Annotated in this window: 16 protein-coding genes; 6 read left to right on the top strand and 10 right to left on the bottom strand. The window is 62.0% G+C overall.

Going from position 1 to position 24,937, the window contains the following annotated elements; all coding sequences use genetic code 11:
* Positions 1–44 precede the first annotated feature (44 nt).
* Positions 45–6,515 carry an autotransporter domain-containing protein gene (locus NMP03_RS06330; RefSeq protein WP_256507644.1) on the bottom strand — a complete coding sequence of 2,157 codons (6,471 nt, stop codon included), beginning with the start codon at positions 6,513–6,515 and terminating at the stop codon, positions 45–47.
* A gap of 628 nt (positions 6,516–7,143) precedes the next feature.
* Between NMP03_RS06330 and NMP03_RS06325 the strand changes: the two genes are divergently transcribed.
* Entirely contained in the window at positions 7,144–8,118 is a 975-nt protein-coding gene (locus tag NMP03_RS06325) for a methyltransferase (protein WP_256507643.1), read from the top strand.
* Positions 8,119–8,171: 53 nt separating this feature from the next.
* On the opposite strand, the gene NMP03_RS06320 is transcribed toward NMP03_RS06325, so the two are convergent.
* The 6 genes from NMP03_RS06320 to NMP03_RS06295 form a co-directional block, all read right to left on the bottom strand.
* Entirely contained in the window at positions 8,172–9,140 is a 969-nt protein-coding gene (locus NMP03_RS06320; RefSeq protein ID WP_256507642.1) for an ATP-grasp fold amidoligase family protein, read from the bottom strand.
* A gap of 1,026 nt (positions 9,141–10,166) precedes the next feature.
* Positions 10,167–11,063, bottom strand: a complete 897-nt coding sequence (locus NMP03_RS06315) for a hypothetical protein (protein WP_256507641.1) — start codon at positions 11,061–11,063, stop codon at positions 10,167–10,169.
* Between the two features lie 3 nt (positions 11,064–11,066).
* Positions 11,067–11,786: a hypothetical protein gene (locus tag NMP03_RS06310; RefSeq protein WP_256507640.1), complete on the bottom strand. Its 720-nt coding sequence runs from the start codon at positions 11,784–11,786 to the stop codon at positions 11,067–11,069.
* A gap of 7 nt (positions 11,787–11,793) precedes the next feature.
* On the bottom strand, positions 11,794–13,998 hold the full coding sequence (locus tag NMP03_RS06305) for a hypothetical protein (RefSeq protein ID WP_256507639.1): 2,205 nt from the start codon (positions 13,996–13,998) through the stop codon (positions 11,794–11,796).
* A 1,535-nt stretch (positions 13,999–15,533) separates the two neighbouring features.
* Complete coding sequence (locus NMP03_RS06300) at positions 15,534–15,797, bottom strand: DUF6894 family protein (protein ID WP_256507638.1); 264 nt, start codon at positions 15,795–15,797, stop codon at positions 15,534–15,536.
* 92 nt (positions 15,798–15,889) lie between these two features.
* Positions 15,890–16,612 carry a Crp/Fnr family transcriptional regulator gene (locus NMP03_RS06295; RefSeq protein ID WP_256507637.1) on the bottom strand — a complete coding sequence of 241 codons (723 nt, stop codon included), beginning with the start codon at positions 16,610–16,612 and terminating at the stop codon, positions 15,890–15,892.
* Positions 16,613–16,994: 382 nt separating this feature from the next.
* Here NMP03_RS06295 and NMP03_RS06290 point away from each other — a divergent pair, with 382 nt between their 5' ends.
* From NMP03_RS06290 to NMP03_RS06280, 3 genes are all read left to right on the top strand, one after another.
* Entirely contained in the window at positions 16,995–17,288 is a 294-nt protein-coding gene (locus NMP03_RS06290) for a hypothetical protein (RefSeq protein ID WP_256507636.1), read from the top strand.
* Entirely contained in the window at positions 17,285–17,641 is a 357-nt protein-coding gene (locus NMP03_RS06285; protein WP_256507635.1) for a response regulator, read from the top strand. Before NMP03_RS06290 ends, NMP03_RS06285 begins: the two co-directional genes overlap by 4 nt.
* Positions 17,642–17,866: 225 nt before the next feature.
* Entirely contained in the window at positions 17,867–18,664 is a 798-nt protein-coding gene (locus tag NMP03_RS06280; RefSeq protein WP_256507634.1) for a Crp/Fnr family transcriptional regulator, read from the top strand.
* A 593-nt stretch (positions 18,665–19,257) separates the two neighbouring features.
* On the opposite strand, the gene NMP03_RS06275 is transcribed toward NMP03_RS06280, so the two are convergent.
* Positions 19,258–19,599, bottom strand: a complete 342-nt coding sequence (locus NMP03_RS06275; RefSeq protein WP_256507633.1) for an HU family DNA-binding protein — start codon at positions 19,597–19,599, stop codon at positions 19,258–19,260.
* A 1,786-nt stretch (positions 19,600–21,385) separates the two neighbouring features.
* Positions 21,386–22,267 (bottom strand): LysR family transcriptional regulator, encoded by an 882-nt coding sequence (locus NMP03_RS06270; protein WP_256507632.1) that lies wholly within the window; start codon positions 22,265–22,267, stop codon positions 21,386–21,388.
* Positions 22,268–22,363: 96 nt separating this feature from the next.
* Between NMP03_RS06270 and NMP03_RS06265 the strand changes: the two genes are divergently transcribed.
* Positions 22,364–23,539: an epoxide hydrolase family protein gene (locus tag NMP03_RS06265; protein ID WP_256507631.1), complete on the top strand. Its 1,176-nt coding sequence runs from the start codon at positions 22,364–22,366 to the stop codon at positions 23,537–23,539.
* A gap of 66 nt (positions 23,540–23,605) precedes the next feature.
* Here the strand turns inward: NMP03_RS06265 and NMP03_RS06260 are convergent, their stop codons facing one another.
* Positions 23,606–24,364: a helix-turn-helix transcriptional regulator gene (locus tag NMP03_RS06260; RefSeq protein WP_256507630.1), complete on the bottom strand. Its 759-nt coding sequence runs from the start codon at positions 24,362–24,364 to the stop codon at positions 23,606–23,608.
* Between the two features lie 91 nt (positions 24,365–24,455).
* Between NMP03_RS06260 and NMP03_RS06255 the strand changes: the two genes are divergently transcribed.
* Positions 24,456–24,884 carry a VOC family protein gene (locus tag NMP03_RS06255; RefSeq protein ID WP_256507629.1) on the top strand — a complete coding sequence of 143 codons (429 nt, stop codon included), beginning with the start codon at positions 24,456–24,458 and terminating at the stop codon, positions 24,882–24,884.
* Positions 24,885–24,937 lie beyond the last annotated feature (53 nt).

Here is a 24,937-nt window from a genome sequence, read left to right as displayed (position 1 = left end):
GCGCGCTAGCGGTGTCGCGCCGTTCCTGTCGTCATCGAGCGCCGTCAGAAACCGATACTGGCGGTCAGCTTGAAGGTGCTGTCGGTCCCGCGGGTGCCGATCAGCCCGGCATAGCCCGATGTCACCCGGATGTTCGGGGTGGGCGCCCACACGATATCGATCCCGGCATTCACCGCATCGCGCGACAGGGGAACGCCGGCTATGTCGAAGGTCGACGTGCCCGCGGTAAACCGGGCCGCGCCGCTTGGTGCATCACCGTCGATTCGCCGTTGCCAGGCGGTGACGCCGCGTGCCGACAAACCGTCGACGATCGGCGTGTCGAACCGCAGCCCGGCGCTGGCGAACGCGAAGGATTCGGTTCGTTCCGCGATGGTTAGCGCGGTCACGCCGCCCGCCTCGGCGACGCCGTCGGTGTGGACGCGGAACGCCTGGAAACCGGCGAAGGGCTGGACGGTGCCGCCACCCAGCGGGATCGCATACCCCGCCTCGGCGAAGCTGTGGAAGGTATCGCCGTCATAGTCTCCGCGCAGGCGATCGGCGAACCCCGGAAACGCCACCGACCGGTCGGTGCGGTTGTCGGCCCAGGCATAGCCGATCCCGGCACGAACGCGGATCGCGCCATAGGCACCGCCCGCATAGCCGAGCACATGGATCGTCTTTGCCTCGGCGTCGCTGGTGCGCGCATCGACCGCGAGCTGCGTGCGGGTATAGCCACCCGCGATGCCGATCCGGCCCGTGCCCGCCATGATGTCGACGCCGCCGACGCCGCCGAGCGTTTCGCGGTCGACTGCGGCTGCTTCGATGCTGCCATCGTCCTGACCGCTGTTGGCGAGCACGGTCCCCCATAGCCCGCTCGACGGATCGCCGGCGAGCGTCCGCGACAGGACCGCGCCCTGGACGATCTGCGCATCGCGGACCATCGCGTTGCGCAGCGATGCATGGACTTCGCCGCCGAGCGCATCGAACGCACGCGCCACGGCGTCGTTGTCGGGCACCAGCGTCAGCGCGGCATAGGCGGCGTTGCCGATGCCGAGCGCGGCAAAGGCGGGCGCTACGGCGCGCTGGTTGGTGGTGCGGGCGACCCTGGTGAGGCCGGTACCGGTGCGCGCGACATCGGCGACCACGGCGTTGCCGGTATAGCCCAGTCGCAGCTCGGTGTCGGTGGTCGTCGGCTGGGTGACGGCATAGGTGCCAGCAACGCCGCCTGTTGCGGTGAGCAGCGTGTAGCGGGTGCCGATGGCGCCCGCGGTGCCGGTGATGGCGAGCCGTGCGCCCGACTGCAACGTCGCGGTACCGCCAACGACGATCCGATTCGACAGGCCGGCGGCGCCGATCTCGGCCGCATAGACCGAGCCCGCTTGCTGCACGAGATTGCCGGCGATCGTGATCGTCCCGATGCTGTTGCCCGGCGCGATCGTTCCACCACTGGCGACGACCGCGCTGGCGACGGTGCCGTTGCCGCCCAGTGTCGCGCCCGCCTGCACCGTAACCTTCGAGGGTAGCGTGCCTGCAAGCGTCAGGCGCCCGGCCTCGATGCTGGTGCGGCCGGTGAAGCCAAGCTGATTGCCGATCGTGACATTGCCGGCCCCGGCTTTGACGAGCTCGCCTGTGCCGAGGAGCGTCGCATCGAAGACGCCGTCGCCCGCCTGGTCGATACGCAACGTACCGGCGTTCGCGATCGCGCCCCTCAAGGTCGCCGTGGTGCCGGCTAGCGTTGCGCCCGCGGCGATGCCCGCGCCGTTCGCGAAGCTCGATGCCGTGGTCAGCGACCAGTCGCCGGAGACGATATCGAGACGTTCGAAGTTAACCGCGCCCGCAAAGCTGCCCGTGCCCGTCCCGCCGAGCACGATCTGGTCGGTGCCCGCACCGCCGTCGACGCGGCCGATGATCGCCGAGCCCGGCAGCAGCGCAAGCGTGTCGTTGCCCGCGCCGAAATCGCTCGCCAGCCCGTTGCTGCCCCCGACGATATTGCCCGAATTGATGATTACATCGTCGAATGCGCCGACTAGGGTGGCCGCCGCGCCGGTGCCGCCCTGGATCGTGCCGGCGTTGACGATCGTCGTCGCACCATAGGCGCTGCTGGCCGAGCCGTTGTCGATCAGGATCCCCCGCGTCGCGCCAGAGATGGTCGCGCCGGCTGCGTTCTCGATCGTGCCACCGCCCATCGCGATGCCCTCGGCGCCATTTGGCTGGCCGCCCGAATCGACGCCGTTGGCGCTGAGCCCGCGGATCGTACCGAAATTGCGCACCGTGCCGATCAGGTCGATATCGACGCCGTCTCCGTCGCCATTGGTCGCCACGCCGGCCCACGCGCCAGTGATCGTGCCGTAATTGACGACCATGCCGGTGCCGTCCGAGCCGACGCCCGAGCCGTTGCGACCCTCGATTACCCCAGCGTTGGCCACATCGACCGCGGTGTCGCTGGTGATGCCATGGCGCAGGCCAGAGACGATGCCCGTCGCCAAATTGGTCACGACGCCCGAGCGCGCCTGCCAGTCGATGCCGTCATAGCTGTTGTTGGGGGCGCCATCGGAACGGATCAGCCCGGCATTGGTGACGATTGCGCCCTGGCCCGGGCGGATGGCATCCTGGCCGAACGAGCGGATGACGCCGGTCACATGATTGTTGATGATGATCGACGCCGCACCCGATGCCGCCGCATCGAAATCGAGTGCCTGGCCGCCACCGGTCGTCCGGATCGTGCCGGAATTGTCGATCCGGATACTGCCCGCAGTCGGGTTGGTATTGATCCGGATCGCGTCGTCGGCGCTGGTGATGACGCCGCCCGCGGCGTTGACGATCGCGATCGTGCGCGGCCCGTTAACGCCGGCCACGTTGATCGCACGCCCGCTCGCATTGGTGTTGGCGATCGTGCCTGCGTTGAGGACCGACAAAGTCTGCCCGGTGGTCGCGATCGTCGCGGCGTTCGCGCTGGTCAAGGCCGCGCCTGCGCCGACCATATAATCGGAGCTGGCGAGCGCGCCGGTGAGCGCCAGCGTGCCGCCGGTGACGTTCGTCGCCCCGCTATAGCCTTGCGTGCCGAGCGTCAGCACCCCGGTGCCAGCTTTCGTCACGCTGCCGGTGCCGGTGATCGCGCCGGTGAAGCCGGTGTTGGTGCTCTGGTCGAACACCAGAGCGCCGGCATTCGCGATCGCACCGTTCAGGACCGATCCGGTGCCGATCGCGATTGCTCCCGCAGCGATCGTCGTGCCGCCCGAATAGCGTTGCGCGCCGGTCAGCGTCCAGATCCCCGCATTCACCGCCAGCGTCTCGAAGTTGATTGCGCCGGTGAAGCTGCCCGCGCCGTTCCGCGCGAGGATGACCGCGTCGGAACCTTCGCCACCGTCGATCACGTCCGTGATCCCGGTTGCGGCGCCGGTCTGCACGAAGACGTCATTGCCTCCACCAAAGGTGAGCGCGCCTGCCAGCGTGCCGCCATCGGCGCCATAGCTCGAGCTGGTATAGCCAAGGTCGCTTGCCAGATCGACGTCGCCGACGATCGTGCCGCGGTTGATGAGCGTGCTGCCATAGGCGACGATCGCCTGGGTGGGTCCCTGGATCAGACCGCCGATGTCGTTCAGGATGTTCGATCCGCCATAGACGGACAGCGCGGTGTCTCGTCGGCTCTCGATCCGTCCGGTATTGGTGATCTGGCTCGGCACCGAATAGAAATAGGTCCCAGCGACCGCCGGACCGTCGGTGACGATGCTGCCGCTGTTCTGCAACGTCTCGACCCCCAGCACGCCGCTGCTCCCCGATCCGGCGCTGCTCAGGATGCTGCCCGAATTGATGACCGTCGGGGCGTCGATGCCATAAGCTCCGCCAGCAAGATTGATCGTCCCCGAGTTGATTACCGTGCCGCTGCCGACGATCGCGAAAGGGGTAAAATAGAAATACTCGGATGGGGTGCCGGTAACGTTGATCGTGCCGGCATTCTCGAACCGGCCCGGCCCTGCGATGACCGCATGGGTCGGCAGATAGGCAAACGAATCGGTTGCCGACGCGGTCAGCGTGCCTCGGCTGATCACGTCGAGCGTGTTCGGCGCTGCATCGGAATCGCCGAGCAACCGATCGATGGTCAACGCCGACATGTCGATCAGCGTCCGGTTCGCTGCAGCGATGTCCGCGGTGACATCTGCCTTGCCGCTGCCCGACAGGGTCAAGTTGGTGTCGAGCAGGCCGGTCGCCGTCAGCGTCAGTGCTGCGTCGTTCGTCAACTCGTAGCCGATCGTCTCGAACCCTGCTGGCGGCGCTATCTGCACTGCCGCATCGGCGCCGACGCGGTAGAGAATGCGGTCCAGCCCGTCGCCCGCGTCGACGCCCCCGGTCGCGCCGCCCAGGACCCTGGCCGTGGGTTGCACCAGATCGGTCACGAGCAGGTCGTTGCCGCCGCCGAACCGGATCGCGCCGTTCACCACGCCGCCATTGTCGACGAAGATGTCGGGCGATTGGTCGTAAGAAGAGCGACTCTCGAAATCGACCCCGCCGTTGATCGTCCCAGCATTCAGGACGGTGCCGTTATAACCGGTGCGCGCGCTGATCCCCGTCGCGCCGCTGATCGTGCCGCCCGCCTGATTGTCGACGATTCCGTAATAGGTGATATCGATCCCTACGCCGCTGCCGGTCGCGCCGCCGGTCACGATGCCGGTGTTAACGAACCGTCCGAACGACATCGACAGGCCGCTGGTGGCACCCGCGATCAGGCCGCTGTTGCTCGAAGGCGCGGAGTTCGACTGCGACCCGTTCAGAACCGAGCCGACATTGCCGGTCGATCGGATCGTGCCGCTGTTCACCAGCGCACCCGAATAGACAAGCGCGCCAAAGCCCGATGCGGTGATCGTACCGGTGTTGGTCAGCGCGTTCTGGGTGTAGCTCGTGACGCTGATGCCACCCCCGCCGATCGCAGTGATCGTGCCGTTATTGGTGAGCTCCCCGACATTGACCGAGACGGCTGCGCCAAAGCTGTTGGTAACGTTCGCGGTGATCGCGCCGTTATTCACCAGGGACAATGTGCCGGGGTAGCTCGCCGATATCGCGATCGCCTGCCCGGCGGTGACCAGCGTCGCGGCGTTGACCAGATTGCCCGATCCGGTCGCGGTCAGCCCGTTGGGCAGCCGAATACCGTCAGCAAGCGTTACAGTTGCATCGGCGATCGCCAGGCCGAGCCGTTCGAAGCTCGCCGGTACCGCGGCAGCGTTGAGCGTAGCATCGCCGTCGATCCCGAGATTGAGGGTGTCGGCGCCGCTGCCGGCATCGATGACGCCGGTAACGCTGCCGATCCGCCCGGCCGCGACGTCGAACCGCGCAGTGACGCTATCGTTGCTCGCACCGAGCAGCAGGTCGCCGTTGATCGTGCCCGCGGCGATGTCGAGCGTGGCATTCTGGTTCGCGACTCCGGCCGAGACAACCGATCCGTCGATCGTCCCCGCATTGGTGAGGTTCAGGACCCCGCTGGTGCGGACCGCGACGCTGCCGTTGCTGCCGATCGTCGCACCTGCGGCGTTGGTGACGTTGAGAATGCCGCTGGCCTCGATCGCCGCGCCGGTACCCGCGTTGATGATGCTGCCGGTGTTCTGGACGAGTGCCCCCCCGGTCGACGTCACCGTTGCCGCATTGCCGTTCGAGGTGATGCGACCGTCATTGTTGAGCTGGACGTTATTGAACGCCGATGCGGGAATTCCCGCGATCGCCGATCCGGTGCCACCATCGATCGTGCCCGTGTTCCGGACCGATTGGATCGCACCGGCGACCCCGCCGTTGATCGTTCCGGCGTTGGTGACGAGCGTGGCGAAGGTGAAGTTGGCTGGGGCACCGACGACGATACCGCGGTTGATCGTTCCGAAATTGTCGATCGATCGCGTGACCCCCGCTATCCCCTCGATCCTCCCCCCCACCTGGTTGGTGATCCCGGTGAAATAGGCGCCGCTGTCGGCGACCAGCGCGGGGCCGCTCGTTCCGGTCAGCGTGCCGGCGTTGACGATCGTTGCGGTGAGCGTGCCCGCGGTGTTGTTGGGGTTGGCCTGCAAACGGACTGCGGAGGTCCCGCTGACCGTTCCCGCCGCACCGATGCTGATCGATGTCGCGTTGGGCGGCGACACGGTGCCGAAGGGACTGCCACAAGGGGTGAAGGTTGCACCCGCATAGGGATCGCAGGGGCCGAGATAGCCGAAATATGCATTGGCATTGGTGACGCTGATGCCGGGCCGGACGCCGCCCAGGACGGCGCCGTCGACGACCAGCGTCGACGTAGCACCCGATGTCGCGATCCCCGCCGCATTGGATCCGGCAAGCACGGTCGCGCCGGGCTGGACGACGACACGGGTGCCGCTGGTAGGGACATTGAGCCCGTCGGTGTCGACGCCGCTGCAGGTAGTGGTCCCGTTGACGCTGGTCGGATCGGGCGCGCACTGCGCCGACGCGGGGGATGCCCCGGCGGTGATGGCGAGGACGCTGGTGCCGAGTGCGAACGACACGAGACGCGGCCTGACCGACCACGCCAAAAACTTACCAGCCATGCAATATCCCCCGATGCGCCGTTTCTGGCGAAGCCCCGACGTTGCTATCATCCGGCCCGGGAATGTCGAGCAGAAACAGCAGGTTCCTGTAGAGGAAAGAACGGTTTGCCGTCTGGCACGCGGCCCTTTCATATACGCGGCTGGATGCTCGTTCGATGATCGACCGATCCGCCGGTCGACCGACCAATCGGGTAGTGCGGGGTGGCACCAGCATGCCTGACCGCCTGCCACCGTTTGGATTACCGCCTGGTCGTTGATGGGCGGACCTGCGTTTGCGCGCTTGTCGCCATGCCGTCGAGGGTCTTAGCGGCCGTCTTATCGAGAGGTTGAGCGAAGCGATCAGCGCCATCGTATGCGAACGCCCGTGTCCAAATATGGTGCAAGCGGGCTTTTCGCGTGGCGTGAACCTAGGCCGGGATGGTTCGTTAGAAAGCCGCGTTGGGACTGGCTAGTTCACCATGGCAGGGCCCATGTTATACCGCGATGGGAGCATCATGGTGGCATGAAGTGTTGGTGCGATCGGGGTGGTCGCCCTGGCCCGCGACAAGGCTTGCCGTGGATCGGGCGATTTCGGTCGCGTCACCCGCGGCCGGTTGGTCGTCTGAACCGAGTCGGATGGATGGAACAGATGGCCGTCGAATGCGCGCAGGATGCGGTTCCCCCGCTCAACAGCATCTCGCCCGACGCGTTGCGCTGTCTGATTCGCGAACTCGACCGAAGCGGATATCGGTTCGTCACCACCACCCCGGCAAGCCACGCGCACGTCGTCGCGCGGCAGGGCCGGCAACAGGCCGGCTCGCTGCGCGATATCTTTGGGTGGGGATTACCCTTCGATCGTGGGCAGTTGGTCCCCGAGCTCTTTGCATCGCTGGGCGACGCCAGGATCATCGTCGAACGCGACCGCGGTGTGTTTGCTTCCCGGGTCCGGGTGTCGAGTGCCTGCGACACGCTGTTCCTCCACTCGGCCTATCCGACATTGGCGCAGGATGCGGTATTTCTGGGCCCCGACAGCTACCGATTTGCCGATCTGATCTTGGCGCGGATGGCCCCGCTGGGGCGGGGGTCGCGCATTCTCGATTATGCCGCAGGGGCCGGCGTCGGCGGGATCGCCGCGGCGAGCGCGCAGCGGCAGGCGCATCTGACGATGGCCGACATCAATCCCGATGCGCTATTCCTGGCGTCGATCAACGCGGCGCACGCCGGGCTCGACGCCGATACCGTCTGGGCCACCAGTCCCGCCGGCGTCGAGGGGATGTTCGATCTCATCGTCACCCACCCGCCCTTCATGATCGACCCGAGCGCGCGTGCCTATCGCGACGGTGGCGACCTGTATGGAGCGCGATTGTCGCTCGACTGGATGGTCGCCGCAGCCGCCAAGCTCGTCCCCGGGGGACGGTTGATCCTCCACACCGGCGTCTCGATCGTCGCCGGCCAGGACGTATTGCGGCCGCAGCTCGAGGCGGCGCTGGCGGCAACGGAGTATTCGCTATGGTATCACGAACTCGATCCCGACATTTTCGGCGAGGAACTGGCGACTCCCGCTTATGCCGATGTCGAGCGGATCGCGGCGGTCGGCGCCTGCGTGACGCGTGCGGCGCGCTGACCATCTCGCCTCGGGCGTACGCCAATGCTGCGTCGCTGCGCGGGGGGCTCCCGCTACCTGCCGCTACGAAACGCCGTCATGAGGGTGTCGCTATATTCGCGGTGCGTCGCGGTTACGCGGTGGCAACCCGCTGCCGAGGGCGCGATTCCCAGCGAAGCCGCGGGGGTGAAGGTCGCTTCGCCGAAATATACCCCGTCGATGCCGTCATACAGATCGACACGGACGAAATCGAACGGCGCCGCCAGCGCGCGTGCGGCCGCGATCAACGCGGCAAGACGATCGCGATCGGGGAGGCGATAGTCGTCGGGGGGCACCAGACCATCGCCCGGGTACATCGGCTCGAAACTCGGCACCCGATATAGCCGGCTCCAGGCATCGCCGAAGCGACTATGATCGACCTGGCACAAGAGCGGCTCGCCATCGATGCAATGGAATTTGAAGTCGTTGGGCCGGGTGGTCGCGGCGGCGCGGACGAGCGCTTCGACGATGACCTTGCGCGGCAACCGCCAATATTGCATTTCGCGCATGATGGTTGCGTAGTCGATCGCCGCAAGTTCATGCAGCACATGGATGTCCGCCGGGGCTAGGTCTCCCGTCAGAAAGACGGTCCCGCCGCTGGCGTGCGACGGCTTGGCGATGGCATCGGTACCGATGAACGGCTGCAACAATCCATGGAGGTGGTCGGCCGACCGTACCGACTCCATCGGGATGACCGCGAGGGTTTCGGGCAAGCGCAGGCTTGGGCACAGCCGCTGGGCTTCGGTCTTTGCCGTACTTTTGTCGACCAACGCGCGCTGCAGCGGCGACCATCGTGGATCGATCATCCGACTGAAGATCAGGTCGTTGATCAGTGCCGCGGAATCGAGCGGCGGAAGCGGCCATCGTTCGAACTTCTGCTCGAAATAGGTGCCCGCAATCAGGTGGTTGAAGGCGCGCTCCATCGGCGCGGCACAGGTGAATTCGTGCCATCCCGCGCTGGATAGGTCGCTGTCCTTCATCCGGATGGTTGCCTGCGCTGTCATTCGAGCCTGTGCCACAACCATTCCTATATCCATCGACGGCATATCCCCGGCGGGCGTATCGACACCGCGATCGGGGGAAGGACGCGACCGGTCGGACGCTACCGACGATCTGGCCGCAGCGCTAGGACGCAATACCACCCGCCGATGTGGGTGATTCAATCACCGAAACCATTGCGCTGCGGTCTGGTTGTGTACTCGCATCATTGTCGCCCCCGGTTGTTTGACAGTCGGCGAGCCTGACTAGAGCGACGCGATGCGAGGCGCTGGCGGACTTTACCAAGAAGGTGTGAAACGTGGGTCGAGTGCACCTACATCCCCACCGCGCGCAGATGCCGCGCGAAACCGATCACGCGTTCGGCGACCGCATGAAACCGATGGGCGGCCAGGTCTCGCGTTTCGCAGTCCGAACTGCAAGATACCAGGCTACTGCAGTCGGCCTCCATCACGCCGCAGGAGCTATGGCGCACGCGGCGACCAGGCGCCGCTGCGTGCCTCGGCCAAGAAAGCGGTGCCGGTGATCCAGCAGCATCTGACCGCGGCGCAGAAGATGCAGCGCGGCGGGCACGCGGACCATCGCGGCATGTAGAGGGCGGCGCGTGGGGGCGTCCGGCATTGTGAATGCTCAGCCGTGTTAATGTGCCTCGGCCTAAAGCGGTGCCGCCTGTCAGATCGGCGGCCGCTGCTCGACCATAGCCGAGACGTGGCGGGAGAAGGCGGCTTACCGTGAGGCTGTGTCCGTGAACTCTGGGGCGGGCGATTGATGCGCTGCGCTTGTCGCCGCAAATTCGCCCGCTACCCTTTGTCGGCCTGTATCTGAACGACGTCCGGCGTTACCCTTTTTTGCGTGAGGTTGACCTTGGATCAAACGACGTAAGGTGGCGCGCGGCTGGCACACGCTCAGCTGAACAATGTCGAAACCCGAAAGCGAGTAGGGCGCCCCATTGCTGTCTGGTGGGGACGGGATCGACGTTACGGCAGGTGAGCTTACTCGAAGCCTTGAACACCATCATTCAAGCGGGATGTCCGTCACCGGGAAATGCTTTTCTCTATGGCGTTGATAAGTTTAAGCATTTCTGATTGTGAAACCGGCCAGGCCCAAGTTTCCATCGCAAGTCCTGCGGTTTCGGCATTGAGCAGCTGGCGAGCGCTGAATTTATCGGGGACCACGCCGATGAAACGCGTCGGATATGGTCCCAGCTTGGTAGCGCCCGGGGGGATCGGCTCGAGTAGCACTTGCGCCGGCCTGAACTTGCGCGGAGAAATATTGCCTTGGAGATCTACGATATCGATGATGAGCCCTTCAAGTTTCGCGCGCATGAAATCCTTAAGGAACTGGCCAGTGCCGCGCCCTTTCTGTTCGATGAGGTGCTCCATGTTGGAGATTGACTTGCTCTCGATGATTGCCATTACCCAGATCCGACCGTCCTCGTGGACGGCGCAGAGGGTCCAATCGGCTATCTGCCGTCCGTCCCCGGTTTTCAGACCGCTCAAAAGCTGAAGCTTGCCCCAACCCTTGCCGCGAGCCGCCAATTGTGTTTCCAACTCCCGCGTCAATCTCGCCATTTCCTTCATTTCGGCGATGAGGCGTTCGACGGTTAAGCCGCGCACGACGACGTCAACCATTTTACCGCGATTGTGAACGGTAAGATATATCTCGACAAAGGCCTGGTCGCTGACCTTATCCAACCATTCAAACCGGGATAGGAGCTGGGCGCGAAGCCGCTGAGCAACTTCCGCTGTCACGCCCCCCATGATCAACATCTGTGCGACATCTACACGGTACCCCTCAAGGGCTGCCGACGACAGGGACTTCCAGCGCGCCGAGACCATTTTTTTGTCGATGATCAGGAAAAGACGGACGCGTGCCCCAAATTTCGTTTGCATCACCCTTTCGAGCAGCTGGATCTCACGAGCGGCCGCCATCGGTCAGATACCTATCGCCTGCTTTTCGGCGGCGGTTGGCGCTAGGACTCCAAGCATGTGCATGGCGTCGAGCGCGGGTGGCTCGACAATCATCCGCACGACCTCGAAAAGCGCGACGCCGACAGGCCTTCCGAGCATCTCGCCCTGCCGTTGCGGATCGGTCTCGAGCAAGACCGTTCTCGCCCAACTAGTTCCTTCCCCGGCCAGCAGCTCGAATAATTCATCCGCTCCCAGCGCTAGTGTTTCTAGCAATGCGCCAGCCTTTACGATGCTGTCCACCAACCCGATCATTTGAAGAAATCGTTCTGCCTCGAACATCTCGATCATTCGCCGAGCCGCTGCTATCGAGTCGGGTGTAAGGCCAGTCGGGTTCAGCTCGACGATGGGGCGGCGTAGCCATTCATCGAAGCCGGCGGCGAGCGCGTGACCGAACGCGGCTCCCAGTTCAGCGCTGAAAAGTTGGCGTAGCGCAGCATAGTCGCGCCGAAAGTCCTCCTGCATTACCGCGTAGCGAGCCTTCGCGCCACGATGGACTCCGGTTGCAAAGCCTGACGCCAGCTTTGCCGCATCGATTGCGTCCGAGATCGGCTTTTCGATCAAATAGAAACCAGGGGAAACGCCGGGGTCTTCAACGGAAGCACGCACCCGTGACACTAACAGCGCAACGACATACTCGCTCCGGCTTTCGTCGAAATTCTTCAGCGGGAAGACAGGCAGCGCCATGAACGGGTCAGGTGTCTGGACCGGATCCCCCGATGTGGATCCTGATGTTGTCCAGATCGCTGAAGGGAGCGCTGGCGACAGTCGTCCGGATATTTGCCTCCGCGTCTTCGGATTTAGCCCGCGCTGCAGCCAAGGCGCCCTCGGCATCCAGGCGAGCCTTCGCCGCGTCGTCGGCGGCTGATGTTGTGGCCTGAAGCACTTCCAGGTGGGTCCCGTCGGTCGGCAGGGACTCTTCCCAATAGCCCAGACACTTTACCGGCTGATCGATCCCGGGGCACGTGGCGACGGTGCTGCCCGTTGCGTGTGGTGCCTCGATGTCCGATCCAAAATTCGCGAGGCGATATGTGGCCAATTCCTTGACCAGATACTCGATCATCGCTTCCACTGCCGTCGAGCCGGGCCCGCCGATGCGGCGCTCCATCAGCCAGCGCAGGGCTTCAGCCTCGGCCTCCGGTCGGATCGGCAGATAGATCCTTGCCCAGCTCGCGTTGAGGAAGCTGTCGGCCGCGCCCTTTGCGTCGTTGAGTTCGGGGCCGTTCCACCATGACGGATAAAGCCGGATAGTAATACGCGGGAAGTCGAAAATGCGCTCCCAAAGATCGAGTTCCCAGGGGTCGTCCCTGACCTGCGCTGGGAAGGCCTGCTCGATCAGCGTGCCGATGATCTCGGTGGTGGTATCGACATTGGCAATCAATTGGGCGCGTTCCAAATCCCAATCCATATCGACTGCGCGGGTTGCCGCGGCGTTGGCGATTGCCAGCCTCGAATTGTAATCGGCCAGTTGCGACGTGTAGGTCGCATACGCGGCCCCATACGCCTGATCGATGCCAGGATTGGGTGCGGGAACGAAGTTCGCGGTGCAGGTTAGCGTTGCCGTGCCGCGCCCCTGCCAAAAATCCGGCTGGAACGGGTTCCGGCAGTCAGCGACACCCACATGAACGATCAGCCGTACGCCCGACCCCGTTTGCGCGAAGGTAACCAGATTGGCATGCGACGGGCGCGACATGGTGAAGTCGAAATCGACGGTGGGTGCCTGACCGTCCCAGATATAACCTGGAGGCGCAGCGATATCGATCGTGTAGTCCGCACTCTGGCCGCCCCACACCGGATCGAAACGGTCCGCCATCTCGACCGCCTGACCGGATTGCGGCAGGCCTGCTGTCGGAGATAGCGGGGCCACAGGGCGGGGGCCGACGTCGACCTCCGCCAGCGCGGCCGTACGCAATTCCGCCCGGCGCCGGTTTAGGCGTTCGAGGAACATTTTGCCCGGTTCGGCCACTGACGGCGCCCAGCAAAGCCTTACGCCATAACGCTCATGAAAGATCTGGAGCCGCTGCTGAACTTTGAAGTATAGCAGATCATAGGGCGCCAGCGCGTTGCTATTTCGTAGTACGCGCTTGCTGCTCGTATCGAAACGGCTTTCCTGGGATAGCTTGAAAACTGTTTTGTGTTGACGCCGCTGTTTCGCCGCGACTTTGCGGGTCGCATTTTCGGTGAGTTTGGTCGAACTTCGCGCGGTCCGATTATCGCCGTCGGTCAGGTCGTTCGCCTGACTCGCCGAGGCTTCGACGCCAACGCCCTCATAACTTCCGGAAACCTTCTGTCCGGTGTTGTCGCTGCGCTTGCGGCCGAGCGAAACCTGCCAGTCGAGGCTCTCGCTTAGCTCGGTTGCGTAGGTTGAGGAGAGTTCGAGATCGGCAGTGGTTTCCGACTCGCTTGCTTCTTCGAAAGCGCGTTCAATCTTGGTAAAGGAGCGCTGCTCGATCGTCACTTCTTCGCCGGGCGCGAGGCTGATCGTCGTCAGGTGTTCACCGAGGGCGAACCCCGCTGGGCGGAGCCTGGTCCGATCGAGAAATAGCCAGCCGAACTCGGTGCCGAGTTGAGCCGTGACCTGAGTAGTCGGCTGCGTCGTCGCCAGATCATCGGTATCACCGCCGATATAGCTGTCGGTCTCGGCGCGGTTACGCCAAATTTGCGCACGCTCATAGATTTCCGCAGGTACGTCTGCCTTTTTGGCATCCGCGGGGCTCATCCGCGCGACGAACCGCGCGGCGCGGTCGATCTGGCTGGCGGTCAAGGCGTAAGGCCAGCCGCCCCCTTTGATCGGCAACGCGTAGGGGACGAACTGATTGACCAGCACCAAACGATCGGCGGGCGCATTGCTGGTGTCAAGCGCACCTGCAGCGATCGTGAAGGCCTTCGCTTCTTGCATGCCACCAGGTCCTTCCCCTGTCGCCAGATAGTTGAGCCAATGTAACGTGTATGAATCGTCCATGTAAAGTGAAATCTATTCTGCAATAGTGGTAATAACGCGCACCGTCCGCAAACATGCGATATTACAAAGAATAATCGCTGGCTTTAATGTATCTGTAATGTACCTAAATCTCGACCCAGCCAACCGTCGGGATCGGAGTTCATCTGCGCATGCTACCATGTACGGGAGAAGCCGCGACATCGTAAGACGTGTGCACTGGCTTCGAACGCTCCACGCACTGGCTTCGGACTCACTCAGCAGCGCGCTCGCCGATTTTTCGATCGGTAGCGTGTCTGCCCCGGTGGCCACGACAAGATTTTCGAGCGCGGCGACGGTCCGCTGACACTGGGTTGGGAGCCATGACGGCGACCACTCGAACCCACCGAACCAATAATCGACCGAGTCGATTGTTTCAGGGCGGGTGAGCAACTCTTCAAGATCCGACGCGGTCCACGGTTCGAACAGGACGGTTTTGCCGAGCGCCGAAGCGACAGCCTCCCATTTCGCCGTGTGTAGGTCCAAGCCATCCCAGCTATTCGCCCGTAGTGTGCCGCCCTTCGTTGTCCGTTGCGTGCGCCCCGTCAGCACACACGCGATCGTCATCGTGCTCAACTTGGGGTGGGTAGCCCGCGTCGTGGCTACCGATTTGTCGACCGCGCCCCAATACAAGCTAAGGCTCTGCCGCCGCAATAGAGAAGGGTTTTCTTCGACAAGGTGGTAGCGCGATATTTGTCAGGACAATCAGCGGATCTGGCCCATACTGAAGCGCGGCCGGCGACGACAACGCATGATGAGCGTCTGCTTTGCAACTCAGGTCGTCCGAGACCTGCTAGTCCGCTTCCGGCCCAGAGCCAGTCGTTCTTCCACAAAATTTTATCGGTAAGGCGCAGACCGTCGATTGTTGGTTATGATCAAAAAAGGGTAACTAGTGACCCAGTTAGGTCCAAGGCAGCCCATTGAAGCCGACAGAAAGTGTGGGACCAAATGTAAGTGATGTTTTCACCGTGCCGCCAAAAAGCCCTGAATACCAGCGATCCTGGCTTGACGATGGTGACCCCTACGGTAGCCACGCAAGCTCGGTAAATACCTGTAAATAGACAACAAAACGTCTATCTGAAGCGGAGGTGCCATCGTAAATACCATCAACTGCCTGAGATGCTGTCGATCGTTAAGAGTGGGCGCGACCGTGCCGCTTGAGTCAGTGTAGGAGAGACTGCGGTTCGAAGGGCGTCGCATTCGGAGCATACGGGAAAGTTGTCGCTGAACATTCCCTCTCGCACAATCAGGGGGTTGCCGCATAGAGAGCAAGCCTTAGCGAGCGTTTCTAACGGGGGCGACCAATCCAGGGGCCGCAACATGGGGAATGGGTCCAGGCTTGGTTTTTTGTCCATCACAGATAGATATGCTGGCCGAGTTAACGCCGGCTGACAGGCCTAGTCAGGTCCTTTTAACAAGGCTGATGGTCGAGACGGCACCTCGGCGTCGCCGCCGGCTTAGTTGCCGGAATTGCTTTCGTCTGGCTGTGTAGCCGCGGATTGCATCACACTCAGGTTCATCACGTAGAGAATGAGACCCGCCTCGTCGGTCACGTCGATCTGCCACTCTTGGTCGATCCAAATCTTGTCGGCATGCTCTTGGAGCAGGTTGCCCACAAACTTCGCAGCCTCCCCCCGCGCCGCCGTATGATCCGGAAGCTCGATGCTGAACGTGTCCCATACATGGGAGGCGTTTCTTGTCTCGATATTGTATTTCGGCACCTTAAGCTCCTTGGTCGCGCCATGAGCACCATGCCACTTTGGCTACAGCGTATAGCGCGCTGTCAGTCGATCTCGGCACACGCGGGGTACGCCTAAACGGCCTGACGCAACCGACGATGAAGATAGTTCTCATCGAACCCGGCGATTTGCACTAGCTTGACCGGGTCCGATATGATGACGCTGCCGCGTTTGAGCGCCATAGCGCCCGACAGCCGTAGCTCCTTCAGGATCCGGTTGATGTGAACCGCCGTCATACCCAATGCGTCGGCCAGTATCGTTTGCGACAGCGGCAGATCGAACTCGCCATTGCCGGTCGAACCGATCGTGTGGGCACGCAGGTAAAGCTCGCAGATCAGATGCGCGACGCGCTCGGCGGCGCTGCGGCGCCCCATGCTGACGATCCATGCGCGCATGATCCCCTCATCGACGAGCTGCGCAGAATACATCGCCCGGGCGATGTTAGGATGCGCCGCCATCATCGCCTGCATCTCCTCCTTGGAGACAGTGGCAACCTTGGCGGGGGTGATGACCTGGATGCTATGGTCCATCTCTGCCAGCAGCCTGATGTGCAGATCGCAGGCGTCGCCCGGCATCAGGAACGCCATGATCTGCCGCGCTCCGCTGGGCAGGATTTTATAGCGGCACGCCCAGCCCTCAAGAATGACGAACATCGGACCCGGCTCATCGCCCTCCCGGATCAGGTCGTGACGAGCAACATACTGGCGCTGGCGCGAAACGGCTTTTTCGAGCGCAGCGACATCGTCGTCCGTCAGCTCGGCCAATCCGCTTAGTTTCTGGGTGAACGGATTGATCATTCTGATGGCATAGCGCCTTCTTTCAGCAAATGATAATAAGTAAAATTATTGTCAGGGATTTATAAGATGTTGCGACTGCGAAGAAGCGGTCGAGGCGCCGATTTTCGGTAGGCAAATAAATGGGTGTGTCACGACTTGGATCGTTTCCGTGCGCCATTCAGGCTCGCTTCGGACAATAATTTCGATCGGATCGAACCAAACGGCAGGTCAGGAGTTGAGGTGACGTTATTCGATAGACATTGACGAAAGTTATTGTCGAAAGTTGTTGTATGTTGCGAACGTACAGGACGGGATGGGGTATCCAACCGCTACCGTCGGCAAGCTTCACCAAGCGTAAGCGGCCGACTGATCGCGTGCTCCAGCTTGTACAAAAGGCGTTTCAATGCCGTCCAACGACAACCATCCGATACGGAATACTGCCACCCCCGATGGGCATGGGCAGGCCGCACTGCTGCTCGCCGAAAGCCTGATTCACGGGCTCTGCGAGAAATCCGTCCTGACCAATCTCGAAGCGATTGAGATCGTTGACCGTGCGGTTGACGTTCAGTTTGATCTGGCGGAGGCGGCGGACGGGGCGGGCGCGCCGATGTGGCGGTCGCATGCGTTGCTGTCGAGCATCGCGACGTCGCTGCGAACCGACGTTGGCGAGCCGACCCCGCCGCGCCTGGTATCATGACCATGTGTCATGCGCTGATCATCGAGGACGAATGGGTAATCGCTGAATATCTCGCACTGCTTGCCGAGGACGCGGGCGCTACCTCTGTTGCCATCGCTTTCACGGAAAACGAGGCGGTACTGGCAGCGCACGACCACAAACCCGACATCATCCTGTCGGATGTCATTTTGACGGCTGGGACCGGTCCCTGCGCTGTGCGCACCATCATATCGGAACTAGGCGAAATTCCGGTTATCTTCATCACGGCAACACCCAGTCAGTGCTATCCTCGCAAGCCGTCGAGCGTAGTTTTTGACAAGCCGTTCGCTGCGGCGGACGTTACCGACATGTTTCGTCGGCTCGCTCACCTGTAGGCGGGTGGGGCGCTTGCTTCACCGATACTGGGCTGAGTACGGGTGCGGACAGCAGCCAAGCGAAGCCCGCCCTACCGCCGGCGCGCAGCTGGCTCCAATAATCGCTCATTGCCCCGCACTGCGTCAGATGCGCGGCAAGATTTCCGGACTCTGCCCCCATCCGCACTAATCTATGTTTATTCCTGCCTCGGCGAGCGCGATAAAACGTGTGCAGGGGAGCTCGGCATGACCAATGCATTTTCTGACCGGCTGCGTGGGTACGGCCGACTCAACGACGAGGATGAGCGGCTGCTCGCCGCTGCATGCCAAAATGTTCGAACATTACGAGCGGGCCATCATCTCATCCGCGAAGGCGATCGGCCCGACCCCGTATTCGTGATACTCGAAGGCTGGGCCTGCCGGTACAAGCTTCTGCCAGATGGCTCCCGCCAGATAATGACCTTTATGATGCCGGGCGATTTTTGCGACATCCATATCGCGGTGCTCGAGGCGATGGATCATAACATCGTTACCCTGACCCGGACCAAGGTAGCCACACTTCCGCGAGCGAAGATGCAGGCGCTGGTCGAGGCGCGGCCTACGATTACCCGAGCCTTTTGGTGGGCCCAGTTGGTCGATACCGGCGTGCTTCGCGCCTGGGTCGTCAGCATGGGACGAAGAACGGCTATTGAACGGGTCTCGCACCTGATGTGCGAGCTGTATATTCGCATGCGCGATGTCGGCTTGGCGAGCCACAACAGGTGTGAAATGCCACTCACTCAGTTGGTTCTGGCCGACGCGCTGGGCCTCACGCCGGTACACGTGAATCGCACAGTGAAGGAGTTGCGCCAAGCCGGGGTGATGGATCTCGGCCGCGGGTGGCTGACGATATTGCGGCCGGCGGAGATGGCCCGCATCGCGGGATTCGACGCCAACTATCTCCATCAGCGTTTGGCGGGGCCGGGCAAGTTCGCGGTTGCTCTAGCAGAGCGCACTGCAACCGCAGGGAGGGCAGCACGGGGCCTTACTCCCGCCCCCCAATAGTGACGAAAAGGAGTGGTGCTGAGCCCAAAGGGACCCAGTCTGTAGCCCGCGGAAAAGCTGCACAAAATAGGTGGTGCTAGCTGGCCAAGGAAATCAGCCTCATTAAGCCCGGACCGCAAACAAACTCAGGGAGCAACGGCCATGGCCACTAAATCCAATCGGGAGAGCGCCAATGATGCTCGCGCATCCGCTGCGTCATCGAACCTAGCCAACGTGCGTGATCGAAACCTGCGATCTGCCGAAGCGTATGACGCCCTGGCTGACCGAGAGGAATACGTCGCCGCGAAAGCCAAGGTGCGCATAGCGGAAGCTGCGGACCGATTGGCGGGAACGGCAACCCAAGATCCAGCGTAACGCGGCAGGCTTTTAGTTGTCGACTTTTTCGGCAAATCGGCTGGCTTCTCCCGATCCAGGCTAGGCTTATTGCGACCGTGGTTCGTTCCCGCTCGGGCGCTAAGCGGCTTCTGTCGGGCTCGATTACCACAGAGACCATAAGCCATAGGAAGACCAGGAACCTCGCTGGTTTTCGGCCGGTCTGAACCGAAGCAATGTCAATTTGTGTGGCTAACAAGCATCGGGCTCGCCGATCACCATTAATCTCGCGTCGCGCGAGGCTTTCGCCATCGGCGGGGTTCTATTGCAGCAAATTGGCCAATCGATCCAGATAGGCGCCCTCTCCATTCCTTGCTCGGCTTATAGAATGGGACGCGTTTCGCGCATATCGATACAGTCTGGCCCGTACGAGGATCTCGACCCTCGCGGGCAGCACGGGAACGGGTGACAAATGTACCGAAGCCGCGCACTTCGACACGTCCGTCGCCAGCTAAGGCCAGCACGATCTGGTTGAAAAAGACGTCCACGACCTTTTGCGCATCACCAAAGGTTAAGTCTGGATTGTCGCGCGCGATTGCCAGGACTAAATCGGACCGGACCATTTCTGCCTCCTGTCATGGCTGCCACCGTCGAGCCACCCGCGGGCTGCTTCCTGACGGTACAAAATCCCGCTACCCAAACGCAATGCGATTCCGACCTCTATGACCGGCGATCGGCTAGCGGTCCCGCTGTTCCCGCCGCAGGTCGGAACTAATGCGCCCCGGCGTCACTTTGGCCGCGATAGGATCCCCGACAAGCCGGGATCGCCGCCAAATCAAATCCGGCTGGCGTTGCTGCTGGCGTCAAACCGAAGCATTCTCGTCACATGGTTGGCCTACGGCGGGCGGGGCGTCGCCTCGGCTGCGGACAGCAACCCGCCGGGGCGACTACCACCCGCCCACTAGCCGCCCCGTGATCGCTCGCTCGATATTATCGACGGGTCACCCGGTTGTTGGTGGCGATGCTCACGAATTCCGGGCCGCCTCAACCGCTTGGCGATGACGCACGGTGTCAAAGCGCTCAGCCTCGTCGAACCCTACGGTAGCAAAAGAATCTGCGGACGCGCCGCCTTTCCCAAAAGGATGGTATTCTGAGGTTCTGCTCGCACTGGCAGCACGCGGGCTGCATCGGATATAGGCGCCACCGAAACGCTCGGACTCTCGCTAAATCTAGTGCGATATTTACGGTTAATCGCTTCGGGGTGCGCGCACGATCAGCGGCGATCTAATAATGGAGTTGGCTGAGGAGGTGAAGCGCTGGTGAGTTTTCCAAGATACAGGACTGCCGAGTAGCTAGATGTACCGTCGGGTTCAATCCGGGTCCCTGCGGGCACTGGGGTAGCCGGAGCGGGGGAGGAAATGACACCGCATTCAGTCATAGATGCGCAGGCCCATTGCTCCCCGCCGCTCCTTTCGAACGTGACACTGACCGTCTGTTTCCTCGGAAGTAGGCCGGCTGCTGGCATATAGGACGGGTTTGAATACGAAACTTTGGTCCGCATAGCATGAACATTACCAACTAGTGCGATCACAAGATGATCGGGCCGCGAAGCACGCTTTAGTTCTCCAGCCATCGCAGCCTCGTACTCGGCTGCACTGGCAACAGCGGTGACGGGCTGGAACGCTATTACGCCGGCAATCTTTCCGCGGGAGTACATTGTGCGCCAGCGCTCAAAGAGGCGAAATTGCGCCTGACTGGAGCGGCCGTCTTTGAAGGTGTTTGTCCATATAGCGCTTTTTAGGAACACGTCGCGGGCAGCGGCGCCGCCGTTGGAGGTAAGAAACGTATCGATTGCGGACTGTTCCGAGGCAGGTTGCTCCACCGCTACTAGGACTTTTCGCGATATAGACGCGCCGCAGATGATATCCCCAAAGGCCTCGGGCTCTTCGTTAGTTCCGTGATCCTCCCCGATAAATAGCCAATTTATGGATGGACTGGACCACAACGTGTTACTTCCTGGAATACTTTCGCAATCAGCTGCTAAAAGAGCTGTGATTAGGAGTGTAATTGAGATCGCCATTCAGTTTCCGATCCAGCGATGTTATCATCGTCCTATGCCACGACTGCGGCCCACAACCAAGCTCAAGTCGATGAGCTGTTTGAAACCATGCTTGGGGTTGGATTCCGGCCGTTATCAGAAAGCCGCTCACGGTAGATGAGCGGCCACGGTTATGCGGACGATCGCCCTTCAGCCGTCGCGCGGCGTTGAACACGGCTCCGCCGTGGTGAGTGCGCGGGATGGTCGACGTCGCAACCGTTTCACCCCCCCTGTGGCTCATTTCCCAATTTGGATCCGGTTTTGGGACTACAGCCTGACCCGTGAAGCATCATGCCACAAGCGATACCCGTTCAATTGTTCGCGTTCGTTTTCGCCGCCTTAGCCAAGGCTTCAATGAACACGCGAACCTTCGCCGACAAAGCGCGATGGCTTGCATATAGGGCGTGGATCACAACCTGATGGGTAGGACCGTCAGGCCAAAGACGAACAAGTCGACCATCATGGACATGAGACTTCGCAAGGAAGTCCGGCAGCCGAGCAATGCCTGCGCTACCTAATACTGAAGGTAGCATCGCGGCGGCGTCGGATATCATCAGGGTCGGTGAGAATTCGGCGACGCCCCCGGTGTTGTCGTAATATACCACCGGCCGATCAGTATAGTCGATTAGGGCATGAGTCCTCAGATCGGCAGCGCACAACGGTATCCCGCGCGCCGCGAAGTAGTCGGAGCTGGCGCAAAGCCACGTTTGCGAAGTCAGTAGACGTTTCGCGATCAGATCGCTGTCGGTCAACGGACCGACTCTGATGACCATATCTACGACCTCGGCAGGCATGTCGATTACGCGGTCATCAATGGTCAGAACCACGCGCACTTGCGGAAATGCCGCCATGAACTGGGGCAGCATCGGTGCGACCAGTGCGGTTGCGATCGTGAAGGGCAGGCTGATGCGCAGCGTGCCGCTTGGCATGCCAGAAAGACCGTCGAGCGCCGCGCCGGCCTCGTCCACATCTGCGAGGATACGCAGGGCGTGTGGTCGGAACAATGTCCCGGCATCTGTCAATCGCATATGCCGGGTCGAGCGCTCCAGAAGCACAGCACCGACTTGCTGCTCGAGCCGGGAAAGGGCGCGACTGACGCGTGATTTGGGCAATCCCAAGGCGCGCGCTGCGGCAGAGACGCTCATCAGATCGCTGATCCGAACGAAGGCGCGGAGATCGGTAAGATCCATCATCGTTGCAACATCTGCAACACCGGTCGCGGTTTGACCATCTAAACGTGACCATCGGCGACGACTATCCTTCTTTCGAACTGCAAACGAAAGAATGTCATGAACAGAAGCAATCCGACCGGTCGCGACACCGTCACAGCGTTCCCAATCCGGGTGCCGGACGCCGACCTGACTTACCTTGGCGACCGGCTGCGGGGCACTCGCTGGCCAGATGCCGGCACTGCGACGGATCGACGCCAGGGGCCTGATCTTCCTACCATTCAGCGGTTGGTCGACCGCTGGCGCGACGGCTATGACTGGCGGGCGACAGAAGCCTTGCTCAATGGGTGGGGCAGCAGCCGGACGGTCATCGACGGCCTAGGTATCCATTTTTTGCACGTCCGTTCACCGCAGGCCGATGCCACGCCGCTTCTTCTGACACATGGATGGCCAGGCTCGATCCTGGAGTTCCGCGATGTGATTGGTCCGCTGTCCGATCCGGTGTCGCATGGCGGCAGCGCGTCCGATGCCTTTCACGTCGTGATCCCATCGCTCCCTGGGTTCGGATTTTCCGACAAACCTTCCGAACCCGGTTGGGGCGTCGGTCGAACTGCGACCGCTTGGATCGAGCTAATGCACCGACTGGGTTACAGAGATCGGTGGTTCGCGCAGGGCGGCGATTGGGGGGCGGCGGTGACAAGCGCGCTTGCCCATATGCGGGCGCCAGGCCTTTCCGGCATCCATCTCAATATGGTGATGTTTCAGCCGACATTGGAGGAGGTAGAGAACGCGACGCCTGACGAGCGCCGGATGCTCGCCGATGCCCAGCGCTATGACCGGGAATATTCCGCGTACATGAAGCTCCAGTGCACCCGTCCGCAATCAGCCGCGTTCGCGCTGGCGGACTCGCCCATCGGGCTTGCGGCATGGATTTACGCCCTGTTTCAGGACGTCTCCGACAGCGGCGGTCGGCCCGAGCGCGTCATTGCGCTCGATCATCTAATCGACGACGTAATGCTTTACTGGCTACCGAACGCAGGCCCCAGCTCGGCGCGCTTCTACTGGGAAGCTGCACAAGAGATGGCACAGGGGATTGTCCACGACCCGATGCCGCTGCCCGCGGGCGTCAGCATGTTTCCCGGCGAGCAGGTCCGCCTGTCAAAGCGATGGGCGGAGCGGCGTTTCGCCGACCTCCGCTTCTTCGCCGAGGCGGATCGCGGAGGCCATTTTGCCGCGATGGAGAACCCGCCGATATTCGTGGAGCATGTCCGCGCGACCTTTCGAACCATGCCGTAGGACCAACGATCGCGACCCGATCCGGCATGACAATCGTGCGGGCGAGGACGTTCCTGAAAAGGATGGTCAATCGAGAAGCGCAGGCTTTGTCGTGACGTCAGCCCGGGGACCGCTCGGGCATGGCTGTTGCGACGACGCCTGCTGGGATTGGAAGCGCGCGACGAACTCGGCCATCATCGCCCCATTGCGTCCATTGAAATGCTCATCCAGCGGTTGGCAACTTTTGACGCGCTCCGTACGGAAAGCGCGATAGTCACCCCGGACCTCGCACCACGCACCGATCATGGTCACATGGCTGAAGAGGTACAGCCCGAGTGGCCATATCGTCCGCGTTGTGGGTGATCCTTTGGCATCCTGATAGTCGACCCGCAGCTTGCGGTTTTCGCGGATGGCTGCGCGGATGAGGGGAACATACTCCCCGAAGCTTACCCCGTCTTCCAGCGGATGCGGAACCAGCAGCTTGGCGATCCGAATATGTTGCAGCACATCTGGCGGGACGACAGCCTGCACCTTGGCCAAGGCATCAGCCGCCCCTCGCGCCAGCCCGGCGTCACCGCGCTCCATCACCATCGTGAGACCCAGAACGATCGCGTCAATCTCGGCAGAGTGGAACATTAGGGGTGGGAGGTCGTAGCCGCCGCGCAGGACATACCCCAGGCCAACTTCGCCTTCGATGGGCACGCGCGACGCTTGAAGCGTGACGATGTCGCGGTAGATCGTCCGGGGTACGACCTCCAGTTCGCTCGCCAGCATCGCCGCCGTCACCGGCGCGGTCGATCGGCGCAGAATCTGGATAATCTGCAGCAGGCGATCGGCACGACGCATGTGGGGCTCCCGCTCCCGTCACTACTGACAGAACGCTGTCAGTAGCCCTGCATTACAAAAGCTCCACCACACAAAATCAAGGAGCCTGACCGTGAATCCTTTCGACGAAACCATCCTCGACCATCTGAATATCGGTGTGTCGGATGCGGCACGATCCAAGGCATTCTACGAAGCGGCGCTGGCGCCGCTGGGCCTCAAACTCCTCCACACATTCTCACCCCAACAGGCAGAAGAAGGTGGAGAGCAGCAAAAGACGCAGGGCACGATCCACGGCTTTGGCCGGCAGTACAAACCGCTATTTTGGATCGTCGGCAACGCGCGGGTCGGGGAGGCAACCCACTTCGCTTTCAAGGCGAGGACGCGAGCGGAGGTGGATGCGTTCCACACCGCAGCGCTTGCTGCCGGAGGCACTGATAACGGCGCGCCTGGATTGCGGCGCTACCACGAAAACTACTACGCCGCGTTCGTTCACGATCCTGACGGGATCAATATCGAGGCGGTGTGCAATTCTCCTGAATGATCGACGTCGACCGGCGGGCAGATTGTTACCGATGGCCCGCGATTCCCAAAAGG

The organism is Sphingomonas qomolangmaensis, assembly GCF_024496245.1.
GTDB lineage: Bacteria > Pseudomonadota > Alphaproteobacteria > Sphingomonadales > Sphingomonadaceae > Sphingomonas > Sphingomonas qomolangmaensis.
Note: the sequence above shows the minus strand (reverse complement) of the source record. Positions and strands in the feature narration are given on the sequence as shown.

Bases quoted from the DNA above. Each gene is read 5' to 3' on its own strand.
- NMP03_RS06330 (WP_256507644.1), bottom strand. From the start codon at position 6,515: ATGGCTGGTAAGTTTTTGGCGTGGTCGGTCAGGCCGCGTCTCGTGTCG.
- NMP03_RS06325 (WP_256507643.1), top strand. From the start codon at position 7,144: ATGGCCGTCGAATGCGCGCAGGATGCGGTTCCCCCGCTCAACAGCATC.
- NMP03_RS06320 (WP_256507642.1), bottom strand. From the start codon at position 9,140: ATGACAGCGCAGGCAACCATCCGGATGAAGGACAGCGACCTATCCAGC.
- NMP03_RS06315 (WP_256507641.1), bottom strand. From the start codon at position 11,063: ATGGCGGCCGCTCGTGAGATCCAGCTGCTCGAAAGGGTGATGCAAACG.
- NMP03_RS06310 (WP_256507640.1), bottom strand. From the start codon at position 11,786: ATGGCGCTGCCTGTCTTCCCGCTGAAGAATTTCGACGAAAGCCGGAGC.
- NMP03_RS06305 (WP_256507639.1), bottom strand. From the start codon at position 13,998: ATGCAAGAAGCGAAGGCCTTCACGATCGCTGCAGGTGCGCTTGACACC.
- NMP03_RS06295 (WP_256507637.1), bottom strand. From the start codon at position 16,612: ATGATCAATCCGTTCACCCAGAAACTAAGCGGATTGGCCGAGCTGACG.
- NMP03_RS06290 (WP_256507636.1), top strand. From the start codon at position 16,995: ATGCCGTCCAACGACAACCATCCGATACGGAATACTGCCACCCCCGAT.
- NMP03_RS06285 (WP_256507635.1), top strand. From the start codon at position 17,285: ATGACCATGTGTCATGCGCTGATCATCGAGGACGAATGGGTAATCGCT.
- NMP03_RS06280 (WP_256507634.1), top strand. From the start codon at position 17,867: ATGACCAATGCATTTTCTGACCGGCTGCGTGGGTACGGCCGACTCAAC.
- NMP03_RS06275 (WP_256507633.1), bottom strand. From the start codon at position 19,599: ATGGTCCGGTCCGATTTAGTCCTGGCAATCGCGCGCGACAATCCAGAC.
- NMP03_RS06270 (WP_256507632.1), bottom strand. From the start codon at position 22,267: ATGATGGATCTTACCGATCTCCGCGCCTTCGTTCGGATCAGCGATCTG.
- NMP03_RS06265 (WP_256507631.1), top strand. From the start codon at position 22,364: ATGAACAGAAGCAATCCGACCGGTCGCGACACCGTCACAGCGTTCCCA.
- NMP03_RS06260 (WP_256507630.1), bottom strand. From the start codon at position 24,364: ATGCGTCGTGCCGATCGCCTGCTGCAGATTATCCAGATTCTGCGCCGA.